The organism is Nocardia carnea, from assembly GCF_029868325.1.
GTDB classification, from domain to species: Bacteria; Actinomycetota; Actinomycetes; order Mycobacteriales; family Mycobacteriaceae; genus Nocardia; species Nocardia carnea_C.
The window spans coordinates 20,174-43,285 of the sequence record NZ_JARWNW010000236.1 but is presented as its reverse complement, the minus strand read 5'-3'; the positions used below and the strand labels follow the sequence as shown (position 1 = coordinate 43,285).

22 protein-coding genes are annotated in these 23,112 nt (G+C 67.5%); 11 read left to right on the top strand and 11 right to left on the bottom strand.

The features are described from left to right. Nucleotides 1–6: 6 nt before the first annotated feature. Nucleotides 7–1,662 (bottom strand): AMP-binding protein, encoded by a 1,656-nt coding sequence (locus QH196_RS20075; protein ID WP_280417370.1) that lies wholly within the window; start codon nucleotides 1,660–1,662, stop codon nucleotides 7–9. 144 nt (nucleotides 1,663–1,806) lie between these two features. Then, nucleotides 1,807–2,595, bottom strand: a complete 789-nt coding sequence (locus tag QH196_RS20070) for an SDR family NAD(P)-dependent oxidoreductase (RefSeq protein ID WP_280417346.1) — start codon at nucleotides 2,593–2,595, stop codon at nucleotides 1,807–1,809. 118 nt (nucleotides 2,596–2,713) lie between these two features. Here QH196_RS20070 and QH196_RS20065 point away from each other — a divergent pair, with 118 nt between their 5' ends. The 4 genes from QH196_RS20065 (at nucleotide 2,714) to QH196_RS20050 (ending at nucleotide 6,416) form a co-directional block, all read left to right on the top strand. Next, complete coding sequence (locus tag QH196_RS20065) at nucleotides 2,714–3,166, top strand: nuclear transport factor 2 family protein (RefSeq protein ID WP_280417345.1); 453 nt, start codon at nucleotides 2,714–2,716, stop codon at nucleotides 3,164–3,166. 72 nt (nucleotides 3,167–3,238) lie between these two features. Beyond that, complete coding sequence (locus tag QH196_RS20060; RefSeq protein WP_280417344.1) at nucleotides 3,239–4,150, top strand: crotonase/enoyl-CoA hydratase family protein; 912 nt, start codon at nucleotides 3,239–3,241, stop codon at nucleotides 4,148–4,150. Continuing rightward, on the top strand, nucleotides 4,147–5,754 hold the full coding sequence (locus tag QH196_RS20055) for a class I adenylate-forming enzyme family protein (protein ID WP_280417343.1): 1,608 nt from the start codon (nucleotides 4,147–4,149) through the stop codon (nucleotides 5,752–5,754). Before QH196_RS20060 ends, QH196_RS20055 begins: the two co-directional genes overlap by 4 nt. After that, nucleotides 5,751–6,416 carry a TetR/AcrR family transcriptional regulator gene (locus tag QH196_RS20050; RefSeq protein ID WP_280417342.1) on the top strand — a complete coding sequence of 222 codons (666 nt, stop codon included), beginning with the start codon at nucleotides 5,751–5,753 and terminating at the stop codon, nucleotides 6,414–6,416. Before QH196_RS20055 ends, QH196_RS20050 begins: the two co-directional genes overlap by 4 nt. 3 nt (nucleotides 6,417–6,419) lie before the next feature. Here the strand turns inward: QH196_RS20050 and QH196_RS20045 are convergent, their stop codons facing one another. After that, a complete protein-coding gene (locus tag QH196_RS20045; protein ID WP_280417341.1) occupies nucleotides 6,420–7,664 on the bottom strand; it encodes a cytochrome P450 in 1,245 nt (414 codons plus the stop codon). Nucleotides 7,665–7,782: 118 nt separating this feature from the next. Here QH196_RS20045 and QH196_RS20040 point away from each other — a divergent pair, with 118 nt between their 5' ends. Next, a complete protein-coding gene (locus tag QH196_RS20040) occupies nucleotides 7,783–9,897 on the top strand; it encodes an FAD-dependent oxidoreductase (RefSeq protein WP_280417340.1) in 2,115 nt (704 codons plus the stop codon). Nucleotides 9,898–9,961: 64 nt separating this feature from the next. On the opposite strand, the gene QH196_RS20035 is transcribed toward QH196_RS20040, so the two are convergent. The 3 genes from QH196_RS20035 to QH196_RS20025 all read right to left on the bottom strand — a co-directional run bounded on the left by QH196_RS20035 (nucleotide 9,962) and on the right by QH196_RS20025 (nucleotide 12,565). Continuing rightward, the gene (locus QH196_RS20035; RefSeq protein ID WP_280417339.1) at nucleotides 9,962–10,945 is read right to left on the bottom strand and encodes an SDR family NAD(P)-dependent oxidoreductase; all 984 of its coding nucleotides are present in this window, start codon (nucleotides 10,943–10,945) and stop codon (nucleotides 9,962–9,964) included. Nucleotides 10,946–10,953: 8 nt separating this feature from the next. Next, nucleotides 10,954–11,796, bottom strand: a complete 843-nt coding sequence (locus QH196_RS20030; RefSeq protein WP_280417338.1) for a mycofactocin-coupled SDR family oxidoreductase — start codon at nucleotides 11,794–11,796, stop codon at nucleotides 10,954–10,956. A 184-nt stretch (nucleotides 11,797–11,980) separates the two neighbouring features. Next, nucleotides 11,981–12,565 (bottom strand): TetR/AcrR family transcriptional regulator, encoded by a 585-nt coding sequence (locus QH196_RS20025; RefSeq protein WP_280417337.1) that lies wholly within the window; start codon nucleotides 12,563–12,565, stop codon nucleotides 11,981–11,983. A 354-nt stretch (nucleotides 12,566–12,919) separates the two neighbouring features. Between QH196_RS20025 and QH196_RS20020 the strand changes: the two genes are divergently transcribed. Next, complete coding sequence (locus QH196_RS20020) at nucleotides 12,920–13,798, top strand: alpha/beta fold hydrolase (RefSeq protein ID WP_280417336.1); 879 nt, start codon at nucleotides 12,920–12,922, stop codon at nucleotides 13,796–13,798. Between the two features lie 111 nt (nucleotides 13,799–13,909). Here the strand turns inward: QH196_RS20020 and QH196_RS20015 are convergent, their stop codons facing one another. Continuing rightward, nucleotides 13,910–14,710 carry an inositol monophosphatase family protein gene (locus QH196_RS20015; protein ID WP_280417335.1) on the bottom strand — a complete coding sequence of 267 codons (801 nt, stop codon included), beginning with the start codon at nucleotides 14,708–14,710 and terminating at the stop codon, nucleotides 13,910–13,912. A 254-nt stretch (nucleotides 14,711–14,964) separates the two neighbouring features. Here QH196_RS20015 and QH196_RS20010 point away from each other — a divergent pair, with 254 nt between their 5' ends. Next, on the top strand, nucleotides 14,965–15,756 hold the full coding sequence (locus QH196_RS20010) for an SAM-dependent methyltransferase (protein WP_280417334.1): 792 nt from the start codon (nucleotides 14,965–14,967) through the stop codon (nucleotides 15,754–15,756). A 184-nt stretch (nucleotides 15,757–15,940) separates the two neighbouring features. Here the strand turns inward: QH196_RS20010 and QH196_RS20005 are convergent, their stop codons facing one another. Continuing rightward, nucleotides 15,941–16,720: a GTP-binding protein gene (locus tag QH196_RS20005; RefSeq protein WP_280417333.1), complete on the bottom strand. Its 780-nt coding sequence runs from the start codon at nucleotides 16,718–16,720 to the stop codon at nucleotides 15,941–15,943. Between the two features lie 155 nt (nucleotides 16,721–16,875). On the opposite strand from QH196_RS20005, the gene QH196_RS20000 reads away from it, so the two are divergent. The 4 genes from QH196_RS20000 to QH196_RS19985 all read left to right on the top strand — a co-directional run bounded on the left by QH196_RS20000 (nucleotide 16,876) and on the right by QH196_RS19985 (nucleotide 20,980). Next, nucleotides 16,876–17,298, top strand: coding sequence for a Zn-ribbon domain-containing OB-fold protein (locus tag QH196_RS20000; RefSeq protein ID WP_062980267.1), 423 nt, complete (start codon nucleotides 16,876–16,878; stop codon nucleotides 17,296–17,298). Beyond that, on the top strand, nucleotides 17,291–18,493 hold the full coding sequence (locus QH196_RS19995; protein WP_280417332.1) for a lipid-transfer protein: 1,203 nt from the start codon (nucleotides 17,291–17,293) through the stop codon (nucleotides 18,491–18,493). Before QH196_RS20000 ends, QH196_RS19995 begins: the two co-directional genes overlap by 8 nt. Before the next feature lie 482 nt (nucleotides 18,494–18,975). Further along, nucleotides 18,976–20,052, top strand: a complete 1,077-nt coding sequence (locus QH196_RS19990) for a hypothetical protein (protein WP_280417369.1) — start codon at nucleotides 18,976–18,978, stop codon at nucleotides 20,050–20,052. A gap of 79 nt (nucleotides 20,053–20,131) precedes the next feature. Beyond that, entirely contained in the window at nucleotides 20,132–20,980 is an 849-nt protein-coding gene (locus QH196_RS19985) for an LLM class F420-dependent oxidoreductase (protein ID WP_280417331.1), read from the top strand. 32 nt (nucleotides 20,981–21,012) lie between these two features. Here the strand turns inward: QH196_RS19985 and QH196_RS19980 are convergent, their stop codons facing one another. The 3 genes from QH196_RS19980 to QH196_RS19970 form a co-directional block, all read right to left on the bottom strand. Beyond that, nucleotides 21,013–21,345, bottom strand: coding sequence for a hypothetical protein (locus QH196_RS19980; RefSeq protein ID WP_280417330.1), 333 nt, complete (start codon nucleotides 21,343–21,345; stop codon nucleotides 21,013–21,015). Nucleotides 21,346–21,406: 61 nt separating this feature from the next. Then, nucleotides 21,407–21,811, bottom strand: coding sequence for a group I truncated hemoglobin (locus QH196_RS19975; protein WP_280417329.1), 405 nt, complete (start codon nucleotides 21,809–21,811; stop codon nucleotides 21,407–21,409). Between the two features lie 22 nt (nucleotides 21,812–21,833). Beyond that, nucleotides 21,834–23,084 carry an oxygenase MpaB family protein gene (locus QH196_RS19970; RefSeq protein ID WP_280417328.1) on the bottom strand — a complete coding sequence of 417 codons (1,251 nt, stop codon included), beginning with the start codon at nucleotides 23,082–23,084 and terminating at the stop codon, nucleotides 21,834–21,836. Nucleotides 23,085–23,112 lie beyond the last annotated feature (28 nt).

The following is a 23,112-nucleotide window of genomic DNA, read 5'->3' as shown; positions in this document are numbered from 1 at the left end:
CGGCCGTCATCGACGCGCGGTCTCCGGGTCGGGGAGGAACCGCGCGCGGCCGTAGGTGTGGAATTCCTGTTCGAGTTCCTGTTTACCGGTTTCGGTCAGCAGTTCGTAGGTCAGCGCACCGCGACCCACCCGGTGGTATATGGGGTCGCCGACCCGCCACAACTGTGCCTGCAGTTCGCGTTTGAGCACCTTGTTCGACCCGGTCACCGGGAGGTTCGCCGATACCCGCACGAACCGCGGCGCCGCCTTGGTCCCCAGATCGTCCTGGCCGCCGAGGAAATCCGCGAATTCGGCGGGGTCGAAATCGGATAACTGCGCAACCTCGATCGCGGCCATCACCTGATCCCCGGAACGCGGATCGGGTACCGCGTACACACCGGTCGCGATGATCTTCGGGTGCCGCCGCAGGATCCGTTCGATCGTCAGCGCGGAGGTGTTCTCGCCGTCGACGCGGATCCAGTCACCTTTGCGGCCGGCGAAGTAGATGAACCCGGCCTCGTCGATATAGCCGAGGTCGCCGGTCCAGTACCAGCCGTGCCGGATCCGCTCGGCCACCGCGGCCTCGTTCTTGTAGTACCCCTCGAAACGTTTCGCGCCGCCCTTGTCGACCATCTCGCCGATCGCCTCGTCCGGGTTCAGCACCCGGCCGAACCGGTCGAGCTTCGCGCGGGCGCATTCGGCCCGGGTATCGGGGTGCACGACGGCGATATCGGCGTGCGCGGGCCGGCCCATGGCGTCTTCGGGGGCATCCGGGTCGGCCTTCACCGATCCCGCGCCCTCCGACGATCCGTAGCCCTCGAACAGGTCGGCCCCGAAACGGCGGGCGAACTCGATCTTGTCCTCCGGTGAGGCTTCGGTGCCGAATCCCCGGACCAGGGTGTTGTCGATATCGTCGGGCTGTTCGGGGGTGGCCATCAGGTAGCTCAGGGCCTTGCCGACGTAGGTGAAGAAAGTGGCGCCGAAGAACCGCACATCGGGCAGGAAACCGGAGGCGGAGAACTTCGGGGTCAGGCAGACGGTGGCGCCGTTGGACAGCGACGGCGCCCACAGCGCCATCAGCGCGTTTCCGTGGAACAACGGCATACAGCAGTAGTCGACGTCCTCGCGGACGTGCCCGTATTTCTCGGTGTTCGCGTACGCGAGCCGGGCCAACCGGCCCTGGCTGCAGCGCACCGCCTTCGAGGTACCGGTGGTGCCGGAGGTGAACAGCAGCAGGAACAGCGTCGTTTCGTCCACTGCCGGCGCGGCGACGGGCTCTTCCGCCCAGTGCTCTCGGACCCGGCCGGGGTAGGACGGTGCGTCGACGAGGACGAAACGGTCCTCGTCGAGGCCGAGGTCCAGCTCACGCAGCTGTGCCATCCCGGCGGTATCGGTCACGATCAGCTGGCAGTCGACGTAGCGGATCTCGGCCTCGAGTTCGGCACCGCGCCGGGTGGGATTGATACCGACGATCACCGCACCGCTCAAGGCGGCGCCGCCGAGCCAGAACAGATATTCGGGGGTGTTCTCGAGCAGCACCCCGATATGGAACGGTCCGTCGACCCGCAACGCCGTGGCCAGCGCCCCGCGGGCGGCGCTTTCGCGCACCGTTTCGTCCCACGTCCAATCCCGTTCCCGGGTCCGCACTCCCAGGTGCGAATCGCCGAGACGGTCGAGCAGCATTCCCGCAATGGTCGCGTGTTCCAACTCAACTCCTGATCCCGTGCCACACGTTTCCGGCAACGCCGCATGTGCCGATCCGACGGTAGCCAAGTCCGTCACCGGCCCGCCGCAGCAGGTCTCAGCCAGTGGAAAGCGGGCCGGCGTTCAGTCGACCTGCGGCGCCCATTGCACGCCGTTGATATGCGCGCCGCCGTCGACGAACAGGGTGTTACCGGTGAGGTAGCGCGCCCCGTCACCGGCGAGGAAGGCCACGACCGGACCGATATCGTCGAGGGGATCCCCCACGCGACCCATCGGGTTCGCCGCATCGATCGAGGCCGCCATCTCCGGATTGGCATCGGCCATCCGCTGGTAGGCCGCACTGCGCGCGCCGGGGCAGATCACATTGCAGCACACCTGTTTCGGCGCCCATTCGCGCGCCGCCGTACGGGTCAGGGCCCGCAGCGCCTCCTTGGCCGCGTTGTAGGCGACCGAGTACATATGCGCGTTGACACCGTTGAGGCTGGCCAGGTTCACGACCCGCCCGGTTCCGTGTTCCGCCAGCGCTGGATACGCCCGCTGCATGGCCCAGAACGCGGCCATCACCGCCATATCGAAACCCGCGGACATCACCTCGGGCGCCGTCTTCTCCAGCCGGGCATAACCCGTTCCGCGCCAGGCATTGTTGACCAGAATGTCCAGCCGGCCGTATTCGGACACCGCGGCGTCCACCATTGCCTCGACCTGACGTTGTTCGGTGACATCGGTGTGCACGAAGTGCGCCCGCACGCCCCATGTCTCGGTCAGCCATTTCGCGGTATCCGCACCGGCGGCCGCGTCGATCTCGGCGACCAGCACATCCGCGCCCTCCCGGGCCAGCGCACCCGCGATACCGCGCCCGATACCCACCCCGGCGCCGGTGACGAGTGCGGCCCGACCGGTCAACGTACCCATATGTATGCCTCCTGTTCCGAGGGGCAGCGTGCGGTACTCGCGGGCGGTGCGGCCACCGGAGTCTCACCCAGCGAGAGGCCCCCTTGGGATCCGTGTCGATCAGGGCTGAGATACAACGATGGACCCTGCCGACCGTCTTGCCCTGAGCGCACTCGCCGCGCGCTATGCCCAAGCCGTCGACCGCCGGGACACCACGGCAGTCGCCGGCCTGTGTACCTCCGAGGTGGTGGTCGTACTGCCGCCCGAACTGAACCGAACGGACGCACCGGCGGAGCTCCGCGGCCGGGAGACAGTGGCCCGGTCGGTGGTGGGGGCGGTATCGCACCTGGTGGCGACCCGGCACGTCATCGGACAGCAGGTGGTCGAGACCGATACCGCCGGCCGCGCCCACGGCGAGACCTACTGCACGGCGCACCATATCTACGCGCGCGGTGAGGGTCACCGGGACAACCGGATCGCGCTGCGCTATCAGGACACCTTCGAGTTCTCCGACGGCACCTGGTTGTTCTCCCGCCGGGAACTCGTGGTCGATTTCGCCGAAGATGTGCCGGTGACCCGCTCGGGCCGCTGACTTCCCATTGACAGTCCAATCGGACTGTGAAACCGTTCTCGGTACCTTCGCCGACCAGATCGGAACACCGAGATGACCTTCACCGGAACGACGGTCGACTACGCAGTACGCGACCACCGCGCCTACCTCACCTTGAATCGGCCGGAGCGCCTGAACGCGATCACCGGCGAGATGGCTCGCGAAATCGGTGACGCCGTCGCTGCGGCGAACGCCGACGATTCGGTACGCGTCATCGTGGTCCAGGGGGCGGGCCGCGCCTTCTGCGCGGGCTACGACCTGAAGCTCTACGCCGAAGGCGGTGCGGAACATCAGGGCGCGGTCTGGGATCCGATCAAGGATTTCCGGATGATGAAAACCAATACCGACCACTTCTTCTCGCTGTGGCGTTCGGCCAAACCCACCGTCGCGAAAGTACACGGCTACGCCGTCGCGGGCGGTAGCGATATCGCGCTGTCCTGCGACCTCGTCGTCATGGCGGAGGACGCGCGGATCGGCTATATGCCGGCCCGGGTATGGGGTTGCCCCACCACCGCGATGTGGGTGTATCGCCTCGGCGCCGAACGCGCGAAGCGGATGCTGCTCACCGGCGACACCATCGACGGGATCCGGGCCCGGGAATGGGGGCTGGTCATCGATGCGGTCCCGGCGGCCGAACTCGATACCGCGGTCGAAGAACTCGTCGACCGGATGGCCGGGGTCCCCACCAACCAGCTGGTCATGCAGAAGATGATGATCAACCAGGCCTACGACAACATGGGCCTGCAGACGACACAGAACCTCGCGGTCCTCTTCGACGGCATCACCCGCCACTCCCCCGAGGGCCGCTGGTTCGTCGATTTCGCCCAGCAACACGGGTTCGAGGCCGCGGTCCAGTGGCGCGATACGGGCCGGTTCATCCCGGACGGCGGCGGCGCGATCCCGGCCGACGACGAGATCGAGCGGATGAAACGGGAGCTGGAGCAGCGGGCGGAGCAGCGGCGATGACGGCGCTCACCGAATCTTTGTGGCCGGTCGACACCAGCAGGCCGGTTCTCGAGGTCACGGTGGGTGAACTGCTCCGGCAGGCGGCCGCCGACGCGCCGGAGAAAGTCGCGCTGGTCTCGGTGGCTCCGCAACGTAATGCCCGCTCCTGGACCTACGCGCAGCTGCTCGACGATGCCGAACGCGCGGCAGCCTGGTTGCTCGACCGGTTCCGGCCCGGCGAACATATCGCGGTGTGGGCGCCGAATGTCCCCGAATGGCTCGTGCTGCAGTACGGCGCCGCGTTCGCCGGGCTGGTGCTCGTCACGGCCAACCCCGCCCTGCGTGGACCCGAACTCGAATACGCACTCGACCGGTCGCATGCGGCCGGCGTTTTCTACACCGACAGCTTCCGCGGTACCGATATGGCCGCCCAGATCCACGCCGTGCTGCCCGCAGTCCCCGCGGTGCGCGCGGCCGTCACCTTCGACGGCTGGCTCGACGATGTCCGCGGTACCGAGAAGCGCGCGGAACTACCGGTGGTCGATCCGCGTTCGGCCACCCAGATCCAGTTCACCTCCGGCACCACCGGCCGCGCGAAGCCGGCAGTACTGGCGCACCGGTCGATGGTGACCAATGCGGCCTTCGTCCGCGACCGCTGCGGTGCGGCACCGGGGGCGACCTTCGCCACCGCGTTACCGCTCTTCCACACCGCCGGGTGCGGGCTGGCGGCGCTGGGGTCGGCGTATCAGCGGGCCACACTGGTTCTCGCCGAAATATTCGACCCGGCAACGATGCTGGCGGCGATCCAGGATCACCGCGCCGAGATCTACGGTGGCGTGCCCGCCATGCTGCATGCCCTGCTCGCCCATCCCGGACTCGCCGAATTCGATCTCCGCGCCCTGCGGGTCGTGATGTCCGGTGGCGATGCCGTCCCGCCCGCTCTGATCGACGGCTGGGCGCAAACCTGCGGCGCCGCGATGAGCGCGGTGTACGGCCAGACCGAACTCGGGCCGGTCATCTGCCAGACGAGTCCTGCCGACAACCGCGACGACAACCTGTTCACGGCGGGCCGCCCCCTCCCCGGCGTCGAGGTATCCGTGCGCGATCCCGACACCGGTGCGGTGCAGCCCCTCGGGGCCGAGGGCGAGATCTGTGCCCGCGGCTACCAGCAAATGATCGAATACCTCGGGATGCCCGCCGAAACGGCGCAGACGATCGATGCCGAGGGCCGGCTGCACACCGGCGATCTCGGGACGATGGACGCCCGCGGCTACGTACGCGTCACCGGCCGGCTCAAGGATATGATCATCCGCGGCGGGGAGAACATCTATCCGCGCGAAATCGAGGAGGCCTTGGCCGCGCATCCCGCGCTCATCGACGCGGTCGTCCTCGGCCTGCCCGATGGAAGTTGGGGCGAGAGCGTGGCCGCGGTGGTCCGGCCGGACCCGACCCGACCGGCCCCCACATCGGCCGAGCTCCAGGATTACCTGCGGGAACGACTCGCCCCACCCAAGACCCCGAAATCCTGGTACGTCGCCGAGAGCTTCCCCGTGAACGCGATGGGCAAACTCCAGAAGTTCCGGCTTCGTGAGCAGATCGCCGACGGCCGGCTCGAAGCCCTGTGACCGGGAAGACGATAGGTACCGGGCGCGGCGCCGGCGCTACGTCGCAGAGCTCCACGCAACCGGTCCCGCGCACCACCGGCCTCTCCCGTAGAGAACAGCACGCGAAAACCCACGCCGCACTGCTCGACGCGACGATCCGGTGCCTGGTCGACCACGGCTACGCGGGCACGACCACACAGCGGATCCAGGAGGAGGCAGGCGTCTCACGAGGCGCGCTCCTCCACCATTTCGCGTCGAAATCGGAGTTGCTGGTCGCCGCGATCCACCATATCGCCGACCGGCGCCTGGCCGTTTTCGGCGAACACGTCGCCGGGCTGGGCGACGGGCCCGAATCCCTGCCGCAGATGGTGCAGGCGGTCCGGTCGGCCATGACCGGACCGGCCTTTCAGGCGGCAATGGAACTGTGGGCGGCGTCCCGCACCGACCCGCAGTTGCGCGACGCGCTGCTACCTGCGGAGAAACAACTGGGGTCCGCACTGCGTGACCATTTCGAACGGCACGCCGGTATCGCCGATCCCGAAGCCGCCCGGACGGCGTTCGAATCGCTGATGGCACTCGTTCGCGGGCTCGAACTCACCCGGCTCCTGCGCGCCGATTCGGTCCTCGCGGACCGGGTCGTCGACGACTGGCTGAACAACGTCGCCCGGCAACGCGAGACCTGACAGCTAGAGCGGTGACAGTGGCGGTGAGGGCGGGAAGACGACCGGCAGCGCGGTCAATGCCCGATGGAAAGCGCCTGTCCGCCAGGTCAGCTCATCGGCCGGCACCCCGAGCCGGATCTCCGGCAAGCCGTCGAGCAATTGGTCGATGGCGTCCTGCGCGATCAGGTAGGCCAGCGAACTGGCCGGGCACACATGGGGCCCACCGCCGAAAGCCAGATGCGCCCGGTTACCCGCGTGCCGGTTCGAGCCGATCACCGGATCGGTATTGCAGGCCGCCATGCTGATGATCACCGGCTGGTGGGCCGGCAACCACACATCGTCGATGAGAATCGGCTGCTTCGGGAAGGTGAAACAGAAATTCGCCATCGGCGGGTCGTTGAACAGCACCTCGTCCAGCGCGTCCCGGGTGGACAGGCTACCGTCGAGCGCGCTGTCGCCGAACTGTTCGTCGGTGAGCATCAACCGCAACGCATTGACGATCAGATTCTGCAGCGGTTCGATACCTGCCCCGTATATCGTTCCGATCTGGTTCGCGATCTCGGGTTCGGTCAATGCGCTCGGGTGCCGCATCATCCGTGTCGTCACATCGTCACCAGGGTGAACGCGTTTGAGCTCGATCAGTTCCGCCAGCGATTTCATGAGCAACTCGGCACCACCCTCGGCGCCGACACCTTCGAACATGGCGGCCATCCCGGTCGCGGCCCGCTGCGCGATCTCGGTGGGGCAGCCCAGCATCGCGTTCAGCACGGCGAAGGTGAGCGGGAACGCATACTGCTTGATCAGGTCCGCCGATCCGTCGCCGCAGAAGGAGTTGATCAGCGGAATGGCGACCCGTTCCACGGTCTCGTGCAGGCCGAACGGGTCGACCTCGCCCAGACCGGCGACGATCGCCTGCCGATAGCGTGCGTGCGCGCTGCCGTCGTTACGCCGGGCATTGGGCCGCCACTGCATGAGCGGCAGCACCGGGCAATCCGCGGGGATATCGCGCTGCCAGGTGCGCGGGTCGGCCGGGAAATGATCCGGATCGTTGTAGATCCGCAGCGCCGTGTAGTAGCCGATCACCAGCGTCGCGGGCACGCCCGGCGCCACCTCGACGGGCACCAGAGACCCGTACTGTTCCCGCATGGCGCGGTAGGTGCTGTGCGGATCGACCGCGAACTCCGGGACGTACAACGGAATCCGCGGGCCGTCGGTATCGGTGGGTGAACTGCGCGGAGCCCGGGGCGATGGATGCTCGGAAAGTGTCACCGGACGGATCCTAGGCACAAGATCGACAACTCTCGCGCGATATGGGCAAGCGTCGGCCCGGTCTCGGTGATCGGGAACAGCGCGATGACGGATTCGGCGGAAGGTCTAACTTCTACTCGTGACCCGCACCAGGACCTTCCCGCATCTGCTCGCCCCCGGGACCATCGGCCCGGTTTCGCTGGCCAACCGCGTGGTCTTGCCCGCGATGGATATGAATCTGTGCGAGGACGGCGAGATCGAACAGGGCGATATCGATCATTTCGCCGCCCGCGCGGCCGGTGGCACGGGACTCATCATCACCGGCGCCTGCGCGGTCGCGTACCCGGTCGGGTGCGCGAGCACCAAAGAGCCCGGGCTCTCCGAGGACCGGTTCGTTCCCGGGCTGAAAGCGCTGGCCGACGCCGTCCACGCCGCCGGTAGCAAGCTGTGTGTGCAGATGACCCATCACGGCAAGATCGCCCGGATCGACACCGTCCAGGATCGCCCGTTGCTGGTTCCGTCGCCGCCCGCCGGACCGGCGGACCTGTCCGCGCTGGCCGACAACACTCCCGGCGAGCTGCAGAAGATGGGCGCCGTCACCGGCGGGAAGCAGGCCACCTACCACGAGGCCACCCGGGAAGATATCGACTGGCTGGTGCGCTGCTTCGCCGAGGCCGCCGGACGGGTGCGCGATGCCGGCGGGGACGCGGTCGAGATCCACGTCGCGCACGGCTACGTACTCGGCGCTTTCTTGAACCGGGCGGACAACAAACGCACCGATGAGTACGGCGGGTCACTCGAGAACCGTGCGCGGCTGGCGGTGGAGGTGATCCGCGCGGTCGAGGCGGAGGTCGGCGATTCCCTCGCGATCCTGGTGCGCGTCGCGGGCCGGGAATTCGGCGAGGAAGGCGCGCTGACCACCGAAGAAGCCGTGCAGGCGGCGGCCCTGTTCGAAGCGGCCGGCGCCGATGCCATCCATGTCACCGGGTGGGGTCGTAACCCGTTCTCCAATTTCACCGACGGTCCCCTGCCCGACAAGGTCGGCGCCTACACGGACCTGGCGGCCGCGGTGAAGCAGGCCGTATCCATCCCGGTGATCGCCGTCGGCCGGGTACTGCCGGAGGTCGGCGAACAGGCGATCGCGGCGGGCACCACCGATTTCGTGGCCATGGGCCGGCAGCTGCTGGCCGATCCGGATCTGGTGAACAAGCTCCGGGCGGGGACGCCGGAACAGGTCCGGCCCTGTATCAATTGCTATGTGTGCGTTCAGGAGAACTTCTGGGACGACACTCCCCTCTGCGCGGTGAATCCCGCACTGGGCAACGAAAAGCTGCTTCCGCTGACACCTGCCACCACGCGCAAACATGTGGTCGTCGTAGGCGCGGGACCCGGCGGACTCGAAGCCGCCCGGGTCGCGGCCGAGCGCGGGCATCGCGTGACCGTACTGGACAAATCCGATCGGCTCGGCGGCACGCTCTGGTTCTCCGGTCTCACCACACCGGACAACCAGATGCTGCTGGACTGGCTGAAGGTGCAGACCCGGCGTCCGGATATCGATATCCGCTTGAAGACCGAGGCCACGCCGGCCTCGATCCAGGCGCTGCAACCGGATGCGGTCGTCGTCGCCACCGGCGCGGTGCGCGGACGGCCCGCGGTCCCGGGTAGCGATCTGCCGCATGTACACACCGGTGATACATTGCGCGCCTTGATGACCGGCTCCGGCGATGTGTCGCAGGTGCCGCTACTGCTCCGGACTATTGCCACACTCGGCAAACTGTCCGGTATCACCAAGAGCGCGGCCGCGATCCGCACCGTCACCCGTAAGTTCCTGCCGATGGGCAAGAACGTCGTCGTGATCGGCGGTTCGCTCGTCGGCCTGGAACTTTCGGAGTTCCTCGCCGAACGCGGCCGTAACGTGACCCTGCTCGAAGAAGGCGGCCGGCTCGGCGTGCCGATGGCGCTGCCGCGGCGCTGGACCGCGGTACGCCACGCCAAGGAGTCGGGCGTGCAGATACACCGCCAGGCCACCGTGCAGCGGATCACCGAGAAGTACGTCGAGTTCACCGTCGGAGACAAAACCTCGACCGCTCCGGCGGATATGGTTGTCGTCGCGTCGGAGGTTTCCGCGTCGGCGCAACTGGCCGAGGCGCTGGAGGGGGTTGTTCCCGAGGTGCATGTGGTGGGCGACGCCGTGCAGGTCGATTACATTCAGGGCGCGGTCCACACAGCGTGGGAAGCGGCCACGAAGCTCTGAACCCGCAGCGCGACCGGGCGCGGTCGATCGCCCTGGCTCCCCGCCGAAGACGCCGAGTCCGGTCCTAGCGGGGTCGGCGGCGATCGGTGAGCATATCCGCCAAGGTCTCCCGGACCGGCCGGAAGGTGAGGCCGAGATCGCGTTGGGCGGGGCCGTCGTCGGTGGGTGGAGAGTCGGTGAGGTAGCGGATCGAGGTCTCGCTGAGCTGGCTCACGGCGGCCGGCAGCACGCGCCGGAACCGGTCCGCGAGCTTACCGGCGGCGACGAGCACACCGTCGGGAACACCGTAGTAGCGGACCCGCCGGCCGGTGATATCCGTGAGCAGACCGGCCAATTCGGCGCCGGTCACATAGTGTCCGCCCAGGACGTAGCGGCGTGGCCCGCGGCCCGGTTCGAGGAGCCGGACGTGGGCCTCGGCGAGGTCGCGGACATCACCGATCGTGAAGGCCGCGCCGCGGCCCGGAATTCCGACGCGGACGAAGGCGGCGACGGCTTCACCGGATTCCCCGAATTGATCCCCGGCGGCCGGGCCCACGATGCAGCTCGGATAGGTGACCACCACGGGCGCGCCCTGCTGCTGCAGTTCCCGGGCGTACCGCTCCACGCGAGCCTTGGAGGTGGCGTAGCCGTCGTTACCGCCCGCCGGTGGCAGGTCGGCGTGCACCAGCGGGCACCGCGGATGCCACAGGGCCGTCATGCTCGAGACGTACACGATCGGGTCGATCCCGCGGGCGGCCGCCTGGCCGAGCACATTCCGCGCACCGGCGAGGTTGGCGCGGATCATCTCGTCGGCCGCATCGGCCCGCAGCGCCACCACCGCGGCGGCGTGCACCACCGCGTCACAGCCGTCGAGCGCTTCGCGGACTCGGTCCGGGTCGGTCATATCCCCGCGCACCACGTCGGTGGCGTCGAATCCCAGTGCCGCCGCGATCGGTGCCAGCCGGGCGGGGTCGCGGACCAGCAACCGCACCCGGTGTCCACGGTCGTGCACGGCTTTGGCGGTCCAGGCGCCCACGAATCCGGTGGCGCCGGTGATCAGCACCCGCATCTCCGGCCTCAGTACTTCAGCGCTCCCGCATCGACCGGGACCTGCGTGCCGGTGATGGCCACCGATGCGGGACCGGCCAGCCACGCCACCACTTCGGCCACATCCTCGACCGGCATGAAACCGCTCTGGCCGTCGTTGGCCGATTTCAGCGGCACGGGCGGGAAACTGTGCAGGAAGGACGGATGTTCACCGAACATGGCCATCATGTCGTCCGGCTGGATCATCGGGGTGTCCACCGAGTACGGGTGGATCGAGTTCACCCGGATACCGAATTCACCCGCTTCCAGCGCCAGCGTGTTGGTCAGCGCCACCAGCCCGTGCTTGGACGCCGCGTAGTGCCCGTTACCCGGTGTGGCTTTCAATCCGGCCGAGGAACTGACGATCACGACCGATCCACCGTTACCCGCCTCGATCATCGCCGGCAACGCCGCCCGGACGGTGCGCCAGGTGCCACTCAGATTCACGTCGACAACGGTGTCCCACTGTTCTTCGCTCATCTCCCACAGCCGGCCCCAGCTCAGCACGCCCGCATTGGCGATCAGCACATCGAGGCGGCCGAACCGGTCGACGCCGTCGGCCACCAGCTGCTGCATTGCCGCCAGATCCCGGACATCGACGGCGCGGGTGAGGATTTTGCGGCCCACCGATTCGACCAGCCGCGCTGTCTCCGCGAGATCCTCCGCAGTGGCGGCGGGGTAGGTGACGGTGCCGGAGATCGGCGCACACGCATCGATGGCGATGATATCGGCGCCCTGTTCGGCCAGCCGGACCGCATGCGCGCGACCCTGTCCGCGGGCCGCGCCCGTCACCAGGGCCACCTGTCCCAGCAGCGGCTCGGTCGGATTACTCATCGTGGCACCTTCGATCATCGTTGTCGGGCGGAGGGCCGGCTGCGGCCATCCGGGGTACGGGCATAGTCGCCGAGGGGTCCCGAGCGGGTTCCGACCGGCCCACTTCTCTCGGCGGCTGACACGAAGTTAGACGGGTGTCCATATAACAGTCAAGGGCGCTGGCAGCGGGCGAACCGCGGGCCGCTCAGGCGCGGTGGGTGGCGGGAATCGCGCGCTCGACCGCCATGCGGACGAGTTCATCGGCCTGCTCCTCGGTGAACACCCCGGGCAGGGTGAGGCGTTCCAGGATGAGCCAGTTCAGGGCGAGGAACAGCAGGACGACGGTGTTCTCGTCACCAGGCATCCCGTTGTCGACGTGGTTGCGGATATTGAAGTCCAGATCGGCCCGGACCCGTTCGGTGAGCAGGGCTTGCAGCTCGGGTCGCCGGGTGGCCTCCAGGCGCAGTTCGAGCAGCGCGAGATAGCCGGTGCGGAACCGGGTGACGCGTCCGACGACTTCGGTCATGAGTTCGGTGACGGTCTCGCGGGATCGGGGACCCTGCAGTTTCACCATGACCGATTCGTCGGGAACCAGCCGCTCGTAGTACCGGTGGCCTGCCTGAACCAGGAGGTCGTCACGGTTGGCGAAGTAGTTCGAGGCGGTGCCGGCAGGCACCTCGGCTTCCTTGTCCACTGCGCGGAACGTCAGTCCGCGGGCCCCTTCCCGGGCCAGGACCTCGATCGATGCGTCCAGCAACGCCTGGCGGCGTTGGGGATTCGTGCGGACCACTTGACACCACTCCATCTGTAGTACTACGGTTCAAATCACTTCGTCCAGAGTACTACAGACGAGGCGGTCTGGTACACGGGGTCATCCCCCGCTCTGCCGATTCCACCGTCCTCGCCGAAAGGCGGAACCGATATGCGAAAGTCCCACGGCACCTTCCCGATTCCGAATAACCATCAGCGTTTCGCTGCTCGGCCGGCGCCACCGCGCGCGGCCGTCACCAAGAAAGGGCTGCCCCGCAATACCAGACGCGGCGGGCGGTAGCAACGCCTGCCGGGGTCGGCGCACGACGAACTCATCGATGAACCGGCCGGGTCAGAACAGCGAATCAAGAGCAGTGCGAGGGAAGAGAACGATATGCGTGACGTGAAGATCTGGAGTGAAGAGTTCGGCGCCGCCGCGGATCCGCCGATCCTGCTGATCATGGGGTCGATGTCGCAGGGCATCCTGTGGCCGGAGGAGTTCATCGACCGGCTCGTCGCCGGAAACCGCCGGGTGATCCGGTACGACCACCGCGACACCGGGATGTCGGACATCGTCGATTTCGCGACCCACCCGTACACCTGGGAAGACCTCGGGAACGACGTGTACCGCGTCCTGGACGCCCACGGGGTCGAAAGCGCCCATCTGGTGGGCCATTCGGCGGGCGGCCTCCTCGCCCAGCTCATCGCGGTGGAACGGCCGGAACGGGTGCGCTCGCTGACGGTTATCGGCTCCTCACCACTCGGCGGCGGTGAGGGCCGGGTACTCATGCGCGCTCTGCTCGGCGAACCGCAGTCCCCGGGCAGCCTGCCCGAACCGGCACCCGAATTCGTCTCCTTCTACCGCGAGCTCATGGCCGCACCACCGGCGAAGGACCGGCACACCCGTATCGACGGCATGGTCGCCGAGCAGCGCGTACTCCACGGGACCGGCCTGCCGTTCGACGAGGCGGCGGCGCGCGAACTGCAAGAACGGATCTACGACCGGGCCCGCGACCTCTCGGCGGCCGCCAACCACCGGCTGGCCGCCGCCGCACGTCCCGACTTCGAACCGACCGGAGCGCTGTCCCGAATCCAGGCACCCACGCTGGTCCTCGAGGGCAGTCACGAACCGGTCAAACGGGGGCACGGCGCGGTGATCGCCGAACAGATACCGGGGGCACAGCTGCGGATCGTCGCGGGTATGGGCCATACGCTGCCGCCGCAGGTGCACGAGGAGCTGGCGGCTGCCATCCTTGCTCATACCGCAGGATGAGCCCGGGCGAGGACGACCGCCCGTCCGCGCACGGCGGCTCGGAGAATCCTCGTCGGCCCGGCAGGCTCTTCGCCGGAACAGCTGCCGACAGTGCCCTCGATACCGTGCTCGTCAGTAGTGGTCGTTCAGATACCCGAGCAACTCGTCGTGCAGCAGTCCGTTCGACGCGGCCGCGCTGTCGCCGAGCGGTCCCGGACTGCCGTCGAGGCCGGTGAAGGCGCCACCGGCCTCGGTGACGATCACGGCGTGCGCGGCCATCTCCAGCGGCGAGAGGTCCGGATCGGCGCAGATATCGACCACACCTTCGGCGACCATCATGTAGGGCCAGAAATCGCCGTACGCGCGCGTACGCCACACCTCCCGGGAAAGCGCCAGCAGACCGCTCAACCGGCCCTGCTCCTCCCAGCCTGCGAAGGAGGAGAACGAGAACGATGCGTCCGGCAACTTGGAAACGCCCGAGACACGCATGCGGGAGGCCGAGGAGAGATTGCGGCCGGTGAAGGCACCGTGACCCTGTGCGGCCCACCAGCGGCGCCCCAGCGCGGGGGCGGAGACGACGCCGACCACCGGCCGGTAACCGCCCTCGGAGGCTTCGATCAGGGAAATCTGGGTGGCCCACACAGGTACGCCGCGCGCATAGTTCTCGAGACCGTCGATGGCGTCGACCACCCAGCACCGCGGCCCGGTGCCCTCCAGCCCCTCCCCCTCGCCGAGAACGGCGTCACGCGGGCGGGAACGCTGCAACTGACCGCGAATGAGCTTCTCCACCTCGGTTTCGGATTCGCGCACCGACTCCAGATCCGGCTTCGACTCGATCCCGAGGTCGCGAGCCTTGAACCGCTCCATGCTCGCCGCGGCCGCGGAATCCACGAGAACATGGGCGAATCGGAGGTCGTCGAGATGGTCCTGCACCCAATGAAGCTATCCGCAGCAAACCGGCAGCGCCACCGGGCGTCGGCGAATGTGGCGTCGCCGATACGATTGCGGCCGGGTTCCGCGGCGGGGTTGCCGTCGATGCGGCCCGGCGGAGTCACCGAGCAACGAAACATTCACCGTTGGCACAGATCTCCGCACCACGCATGCGGCTGCACCGGCAGCAGCGATATCGTCGACAGCGTTGTACCGGTGTCGATCTCGGATCGGAGTGTGTCGTGGCGGGAAATTCGTTGGATCTGCAAACCGATAAACCGCACAGCGCCCGGATCTACGACTACCTGCTCGGCGGCAAGGACAACTATCCGGCAGATCAGGACGCCGCCGCCAAGGTGGAGCAGGCGGTGCCGAACGCGCGCAAGGTCGCCCGGGCCAACCGCGATTTCATGCACCGGGCCGCCCGGTTCGCCGCCGAGTCCGGGATCGGCCAGTTCCTCGATATCGGAACGGGAATCCCGACCGCACCCAATCTGCATCAGGTCGTCCAGGAGGTGAACCCGGCCGCACACATCGTGTACGTGGACAACGATCCGCTGGTCCTCGCGCACGCCCGCGCCCTCATGACCGGCACCCCGGAAGGGCGCACCGGCTATATCAACGCCGATCTCACCGCCCCGGATACGATCCTGTCCGCCCCCGCACTGACCGACACCCTCGATCCCGAGGTACCAACCGCGTTGAGTCTCATCGCCATCGCCCATTTCGTGCCGGGCGACACCATCTACGCCGCCGTCGCGACCCTGCTGGATGCCCTCGCCCCCGGCAGCTACCTGGCAATGACGCATCTCACCGCGGAGATCGATCCCGAGGGCGTCGCCGGCACCGTAGCCACCTACACCCAGAGCGGAATCGGCATGCAGCCCCGCAGCCGCAACGAATTCGAGCAATTCTTCACCGGCCTCGACCTGGTAGAACCGGGAATAGTCCCGCTACACCACTGGCGGCCGCGAATGGATCAGCCCGCCGCCTACGACCACACCCTCCCGCTGTACGCGGCCGTCGCCCGCAAACCCGCGCGCGCATAGGAGGAGCAGTCGGCACCGCCGGACAGGTCGTCTCGATCGGCGCGAAGTCAGTTACCGGGTGCGGACACGCGCGGCACCGAACCGAGACCGGCAGGCCGGCCACGCCGACCGGCACGTGAAGCGCCCTGGCCGACAGCGGCCAACCACTGGACCGACCCTCTGGCGTCGGCCCCCGCGGCGCCGGTCAGTAGTCGAGGGCGTGTTCCGGTTGGCAGACGTGCAGGGGCGAGGGCAGGTAGCGGACGATGGCGTCCAGGAGCGGGGTGATGTGGCTCCTGGGGGTTGTATCGCACAGGACGGGCGCTATATCGCCGATATGGGTGAGGTGGCGGACGCGGTGGTGTAACCGGCCGACCGGGATCTTCCACGGGCCGGGAACGCCGGTGTCGTCCTGATCCATCACCGTGTCGACCAGGTGGCGGTACCACTGCTCGGCAGCTCGGCGATGAATCCCGGCGAGGCCGGCGGCCACCGGTTCGAGCTCCCGCAGCGAGATCAGATCGACGGCGCCGTCGAACTCGGCGCCGAGTCCGCGCGGGATCTGCAGCGCCAAGGGCACGGCCCCGTGCGTATCCGCGATCGTCCGGAGGCAGTGGCCGAAGTCGGCGGCGGGCCGGTCGAGGCCGGTCACCAGGCACATCCGGGCTACCTGGTGATCGTCGGCGATTCGCAGCGCCGTCTCGAGCCGCGGGTCGCGTTTCGCGGTGGCGTCCATGACCGCGATCAGCCCGTCGGCCACCCGGATGGACCGTTCCAGGCCGGCAGTGGGGGCGTGGCTCGACAGCTCGGCGATGCGGATCGTGTGTTCGGTGTGGTCGGTGGTCCAGTGGACCGTGCCCGATACGCCGGTTCCGGTTCTGGTGAGATCACGGAGCAGGCGGTGCACGACTCGGGTGGTCGCGTCGGGGTCCCCGACGACCGTGACGTTGCGGATCGACTGCGGTTCGATGACTTCGCTGCCCATCGTGTGTGGTACTCCAGATCGACTCGAGGAGGCCGTTACCTCCCGATCCGGCCTCACCGTACCTCCGGTCACACTCCCATGGAGTGGGTTTCCGGCCCCAAAGTAGAACCTGTTCCTATACGGTCGGGGTTGTGCAGAAAGAACAACGCCCCGCCGTGGCCGACTGGTTCACCGCGGATGACGGCACGGTGCGCCTGAAGGGAAGTCGCTGCACTACCTGCGGCACGCCGTACTTCCCGCGGAACACCCTGGCCTGCCGCAACCCGCAGTGCACGGGCCCGAAGGACGGCTCCGAGCTGGCCGAGTACCTGTTCTCCACCCGCGGCCGGATCTGGTCGTATGCGGACGCCCGGTACAAGCCGCCACCGCCCTATGTCTCCCCCGAACCGTTCGAGCCGTACGTCGTCGCGGCGGTGGAGCTCGAGGTCGAGCAGATGGTGATCCTCGGTCAGGTGGTGCGTGGCCTCACGGTGGACGATCTGGCCGTCGGGATGCCGGTCGAGTTGACCCTCGGCGTGCTGTACGAAGACGAGGAAGCAGAACATACGGTGTGGATGTGGAGGCCGGTCGATGCCTGAGTCGAATGACCGCGATATCGCCGTCCTCGGTGCGGGGATGCACCAGTGGGGCAAATGGGGGCGCAATTTCGTCGAATACGGGCTGGTCGCGGCGCGCGCGGCGCTGGCCGATGCCGGGGTGGACCATCGCGACGTCGGCTATATCGCCGGTGCCGACACCATCCGCAACGGATATCCCGGATTCGTTTCCGGCGCGACCTTTGCCCAGGCGCTGGGCTGGTCCGGTGCACGGATCTCCAGCAGCTACGCCGCCTGCGCCTCCGGCGCCCAGGCCATCGCCAATGCCCGCGCTCAGATCCTCGCAGGTTTGTGCGATGTAGCGCTGGTGGTCGGCGCGGACGCCACCCCGAAGGGTTTCTTCCAGCCGGTCGGCGGCGAACGCCGCGACGATCCGGACTGGTTGCGTTTCCACCTGCTCGGCGCGACGAACCCCATCTATTTCGCGCTGTATGCCCGCCGGCGGATGGCGCTGCACGGTGCCACGCTCGACGATTTCGCCGCGGTCAAGGTGAAGAACGCCAAGCACGGCCTGAACAACCCGTACGCCCGCTATCGCAAGGAGGTCACGGCCGAGGACGTCGCGGCTTCGGCGGTCGTCTCGGACCCGCTGCGCCTGCTGGATATCTGCGCGACCAGCGACGGCGGCGCCGCACTGGTGCTGACATCGATGGAGTACGCGCGCCGCCACGGTGTCACCGATCCGGTCCGCGTCCGTGCGTTGTCGACGGTTACGCCGACATTCCCGAAAACCGTGATCGATCTGCCCGATTTCGCGACCGATTCCGCGGTGGCCGTCCAGCCACCGCCGCGCGAGTTCCGTTCCGCCGTCGCGCACGCCGCGTACGAAGAGGCCGGGATCGGCCCCGCCGACCTGTCGCTGGCCGAGGTCTACGACCTGTCCACCGCGCTGGAACTGGACTGGTACGAGGATATCGGTCTCTGCGAGACCGGCGGCGCGGAGGAACTGCTGCGCAGCGGCGCCACCACCTTGGGCGGGCGTATCCCGGTCAACCCCAGTGGCGGGCTGGCCTGTTTCGGTGAGGCGATTCCCGCGCAGGCGATCGCGCAGGTCTGCGAGCTGACCTGGCAGTTGCGCGGCGAGGCCGACGGCCGCCAGGTAGAAGACGCTCGGGCGGGTATTGCGGTGAACCAGGGCCTCTTCGGCCACGGCTCGGCGATTATCGCCACCCGCTGACCCCGGGCCGACCGTTCTGCTCGCCCGGACGCCGGCATAAGACGACTTCGGCGCTCATCGCGGCGAGAAACGAAACGCCGGGCGATGCGTATTCGCCTGCGGCCCAGCGGTTATCCGCTGGGCCGCAGGCGGCGGCCACCCCCATGCAAGGCGGCCCTGAACGTGTCGAGACGTCCATGCCCGGTTCCGCTCGAAGACCGGAAGGCTTCGCCGGCGCGTGATCGAGCCGTAAGAACGCGAGGGTAGCCGGTCAGCGATGGACTCGGCCCGCTCAGGACGGGAGCGCTGTGAACGGGCCTCCCGGCCGACTGCGCCGCCGACAGGGTTACCCGATTTTGTCCGGGTACCGGGTTATTGTCGCCTTCCGGCACGTATGCCGGTGTACTGACGGGGTCCGACGGCAGGGGCAGGTAGTGGTTCGGGACAGCGGGCGTCGAGGCGGGGTGGCCGGTCATGTACCTGTCGTTCCGGCCGTGAGCGCGATGCCCGCGACCCGCACCGCCCGGCACCGCACCAGGATCGTGCGCAACACCTACGGCAACGCGTCCGCCGAAACATTCCTCGTCATCGCGATCACCACCATCCTGGTGACCCGCACCTATCTCGCGCTCACCGATTACCCGCAGGTCGGCGGCGGTTCGCTCCATATCGCACACGCCCTGTACGGCGGTGCCGCGATGATGGTGGCGCTGCTGCTGGGCTGGTTGCTGCTCGGTTCCACTGCGCGGGCGGTGGCCGTGGTGATCGGCGGTATCGGGTTCGGTTTGTTCCTCGATGAAGTCGGCAAATTCGTCACTGCCGACAACGATTATTTCTACGGGCCGGCGGCCGAGATCATGTATGTGCTGGTGCTGGTGATCCTGGTCGCGAACCGGCTGGTGCGGATCGTGCGGGCGCCGACGGTGGACGAGTATCTCGCCAATGCCGCGGCGATCGCGGCAACCGGCATGGCGGGCGGTTTACCCGCGCATCGGCGCAGCGCGGCCCGTGCGATGCTGAATCGCGCCGAGGACGGCGGTGCCGATCCGCGTGCTGTGCACGGTATCCGGCTGCTGCTGGACGCGGCCGATCACCGAGTGGACCGGCTGTATTCGGTCCAGCAGTTCTTGCCGCGTCTCGTTCCCGGTTTCCTCCGCAGCCCCCGGTGGGTACCGATCATCGGCTGGTTGCTGGTCGTGGCCTCGGCAGCGGGAGTGATCATCGGGGTCGTCGCGCTGTTGACCGGCGGGCTGTCCCTGCGCGCCTCCGATACCGTGATCGATGTGGATCGGATGGGTATGGCCGAACTGATCCTCTTCATCAGTGCCTGCCTGACGCTCGCTACAGCGGCTCCGGCGACGATCTGTTACCGCCGGGCGGGCCCGCTGTGGCCGCTGCAGACGTTGCGCATCGCGGCGCTGATATTCACCGTTCTCAACGCCTTCGCCGAATTCGCGACTGAAGGTTTCGGTGCAGTGGCGGCCGTCGCGGTGGGTGTCTTCGCGATGGCTGTCCTGTCGCATCAGATCTCCGTGCGAGTCGGTATGCCCGCAGGGGCAGCCGATCGGTCGACCGCATAACCGAATTGTGCACACCCCGCGCGCCGACCCGCCGAGGCGATATTGACCTGGAGCGCGCTCCAACTTCTAGCCTGTCCTCATGCGATTCGCCTTCAAGACTTCCCCGCAGGACACGACCTGGGCCGATATGCTGGCCGTCTGGCGGGCCGCCGATGATATCGAGATCTACGAATCCGGCTGGACCTTCGACCACTTCTACCCCATCTTCTCCGATTCCACCGGGCCGTGCATGGAGGGATGGACCACGCTGACCGCGCTCGCGCAGGCCACCGAACGTCTACGGCTCGGCACCATGGTCACCGGCGTGCACTACCGCCATCCGGCAGTGCTGGCCAATATGGCCGCCACGCTCGACATCATTTCCGGTGGCCGTCTCGAGCTCGGTATCGGCGCCGGGTGGAACGAGGAGGAATCCGGCGCCTACGGTATCGAACTGGGCAGCATCACCGAACGCCTCGACCGGTTCGACGAGGCCTGCCAGGTCCTCATCGGGCTGTTGAGCCAGGAGACAACGGATTTCGACGGCAAGTTCTATCAGCTGAACAACGCCCGCAACGAGCCGAAAGGTCCGCAGCGCCCGCACCCACCGATCTGCATCGGCGGCAACGGTGAGAAACGCACCCTCCGGACCACCGCCCGGTACGCCCAGCACTGGAACTTCGTCGCCGGCACTCCCGCCGATTTCGCCCGCAAGCGCGAGGTGCTGGCCGGCCATTGCGCCGATATCGGCCGTGATCCGAAGGAGATCCTGCTCTCGGCGCAGAAGCGGCTCGACCCCGAGCTCGGCTACGCCGAAACCCTCGATTGGGCGGCGGCGCTGGACGCCGAGGGTCTGGAGCTCGCGATCATCTACCTGCCGCCGCCGCACGACCCCGCCGTACTGGAGCCGCTGGCCGAAGCCATTCGCGATTCGGGGCTCGCCGCTTGAACGGCCCTCGGTTCGTCATCCCGTGCCGGGAGTCAGCCCGTGTAATGCGCCGGGCCCGGAGTGCAGGGGCTCGGCAGGGCCGACATGGTGGCCATATCGCAGACACCGTCGGTCAGAATCTGGAACGGGGTGACGCCGAGTAGGACGATGATTCCGATGATATCGCCGTTGCCGGCGAGTATCCCTGCCGTTCGCGCGGCCGCCGATCCCGAGTCCAACGCCGAGGAGCCGGTTCCGGTTTCGCCCTCGGCGACCGGCATGGGGGCCGGTGAGGAGACGGGTTGGGCCGCCGCCCCGGCCGCGGCACCGACGAGGCTTGTCGCCGCGACGGAGGCGACGGCAAGACGGATGATTGTGGGCGTCATAATGTTCCTTCGGTAGTGAATGTGGTGTCTACCGGGCATGTGTTCATGTTCCGGTTACCGCTCACGGATTCGATGCGATCTCAGCGGCCAGCGGTGAGACAGCGGCGATGATTTCGGCCACCAGCTCCGCCGGCACTCCCGCACCGGTCAGCGCATCCGTGAGGTGGCAGGCCACGAGGTCGAAGTGGTATCGGGTGATACCGCGCCCCTGATGCACCTGCTTCATCGAGGCACCGATATAAGGGTCGGGCCCACCGAGAGCTGCCGCGAAGAACTCGACCTGCCGGCCTTTCATCCGGGACATGTTGATGCCGGTGAAGAACGGCTGGAGAACCTCGTCGGCGAGGACACGGGCATAGAAGTCTTCGACGACGGTCTCCAGGGCTTCGCGGCCGCCGATCCGGTCATAGATCGGCGGATCCGCGTCGGGTTCCGGCGCGGAGTCGAAAGATGCGGGGGAAGTCATGTTTTCGGCACCCTTCGATGGTTCAGCGTGGTGGCACGCTCATATCGCGGTTCATGGTGGGAATTTCGATACTGATCGGCATCCGCAGTTCGGACAGGTACATGAGTGCGGCTTTGCGGAGGAATTCGTCGAGCAGCCAGTAGGGATCGGCGGCCGGCGGGACCGCGGTGAGGATGCCCTCGCGTACGGCGATGAAAGGGCCCCAGCTGAACCGGAGCAGCGGATCCCAGACCGGTTCGCGCGGGATGTGCAGTCCGTCGGCGATGTGATCACCGAGCAGAAAACGGGTGAATGCGCCGAGAACGGGCTTGCTGAGGATCGTGAGGTCGATATTGGCGCCCAGGCTCAGCAGCCGGTCGGCCAGTTTGATCCCTTCGGGGGTCGGGGCCAGGATGGGGTCGAGGACCTGCGCCGCCTGGGAGTTGGCTTCCGGCCACGATTTCGGGATGTATTCGTCCCGAACTCCGAGCATATGCCCGGCAACCTGCCACGAGTGCAGGAAGGCCTCCGATTCGTGCACGGGGATCGGCACTTTCCACGACGTCAGGTGTTTCATCACGGTCGTGGGCAGGCTGTGCCAGGTGACCATGATGTCGTTCTGACTGATCGGGATATCTTCCGCGGCCGAGTGCACCCAGTGCGGTGACTGCGGCAGAAGGTGCCGGACCGCCGCATGGACGAGCCGGGTCTTGACGCAGGTGACGATCATCTCGCCGTCGGGGGCGTAGGCGTTGTTACTACCGATGTCGTAGCCGAGTTTGGCGGTTTTGGAGATCCGGTCCTCGAGGTCGTGCCCGCCTTTGGAGTAGTAGACCGCGCGGGCTTCTTTGGGGATGACGGTGCTCATCATGCCGCTGGCGAACCCGTACAGCACACCGAGATACAGTCCGCGTTTCTTGTTGAACTGGATCGCCGTATCCAGTTTTGCCGGATCGGTCCACGGCGGCAGTTGCCGGGCGTACTCCATGAAATCCCGTAATTCCGGTGGCAATCCGGCGGGCAGTGGCTGGCCGTTCTTGGTCCAGGTCCGCAATGCGTCGTTGATCCGGGGCACCTCGCCCCGGTCGATCAGTCCGCCGACCAGCTCGTCGGCCTCGGGGTCCCACACCGTCATCGGGTCGGCACCGGATCCGGATCCGGCTACCGAACCCTGCGGTGACCATGTCCACGGTTGCGCGCGCCCCGTAGCGGTCGCCGCTATCACCGCGAACGCCCCGGCAGCCCCGGCCACCCCACCGGCTTTCAACGCGCTGCGCCTGTTGAGTCCGTCCATGCCGCCACTCCTCATTGAGTTCGATCAC

Bases quoted from the DNA above. Each gene is read 5' to 3' on its own strand.
- QH196_RS20075 (WP_280417370.1), bottom strand. From the start codon at position 1,662: ATGCTGCTCGACCGTCTCGGCGATTCGCACCTGGGAGTGCGGACCCGG.
- QH196_RS20070 (WP_280417346.1), bottom strand. From the start codon at position 2,595: ATGGGTACGTTGACCGGTCGGGCCGCACTCGTCACCGGCGCCGGGGTG.
- QH196_RS20065 (WP_280417345.1), top strand. From the start codon at position 2,714: ATGGACCCTGCCGACCGTCTTGCCCTGAGCGCACTCGCCGCGCGCTAT.
- QH196_RS20060 (WP_280417344.1), top strand. From the start codon at position 3,239: ATGACCTTCACCGGAACGACGGTCGACTACGCAGTACGCGACCACCGC.
- QH196_RS20055 (WP_280417343.1), top strand. From the start codon at position 4,147: ATGACGGCGCTCACCGAATCTTTGTGGCCGGTCGACACCAGCAGGCCG.
- QH196_RS20035 (WP_280417339.1), bottom strand. From the start codon at position 10,945: ATGCGGGTGCTGATCACCGGCGCCACCGGATTCGTGGGCGCCTGGACC.
- QH196_RS20030 (WP_280417338.1), bottom strand. From the start codon at position 11,796: ATGAGTAATCCGACCGAGCCGCTGCTGGGACAGGTGGCCCTGGTGACG.
- QH196_RS20020 (WP_280417336.1), top strand. From the start codon at position 12,920: ATGCGTGACGTGAAGATCTGGAGTGAAGAGTTCGGCGCCGCCGCGGAT.
- QH196_RS20005 (WP_280417333.1), bottom strand. From the start codon at position 16,720: ATGGGCAGCGAAGTCATCGAACCGCAGTCGATCCGCAACGTCACGGTC.
- QH196_RS19995 (WP_280417332.1), top strand. From the start codon at position 17,291: ATGCCTGAGTCGAATGACCGCGATATCGCCGTCCTCGGTGCGGGGATG.
- QH196_RS19990 (WP_280417369.1), top strand. From the start codon at position 18,976: ATGCCCGCGACCCGCACCGCCCGGCACCGCACCAGGATCGTGCGCAAC.
- QH196_RS19985 (WP_280417331.1), top strand. From the start codon at position 20,132: ATGCGATTCGCCTTCAAGACTTCCCCGCAGGACACGACCTGGGCCGAT.
- QH196_RS19980 (WP_280417330.1), bottom strand. From the start codon at position 21,345: ATGACGCCCACAATCATCCGTCTTGCCGTCGCCTCCGTCGCGGCGACA.
- QH196_RS19975 (WP_280417329.1), bottom strand. From the start codon at position 21,811: ATGACTTCCCCCGCATCTTTCGACTCCGCGCCGGAACCCGACGCGGAT.
- QH196_RS19970 (WP_280417328.1), bottom strand. From the start codon at position 23,084: ATGGACGGACTCAACAGGCGCAGCGCGTTGAAAGCCGGTGGGGTGGCC.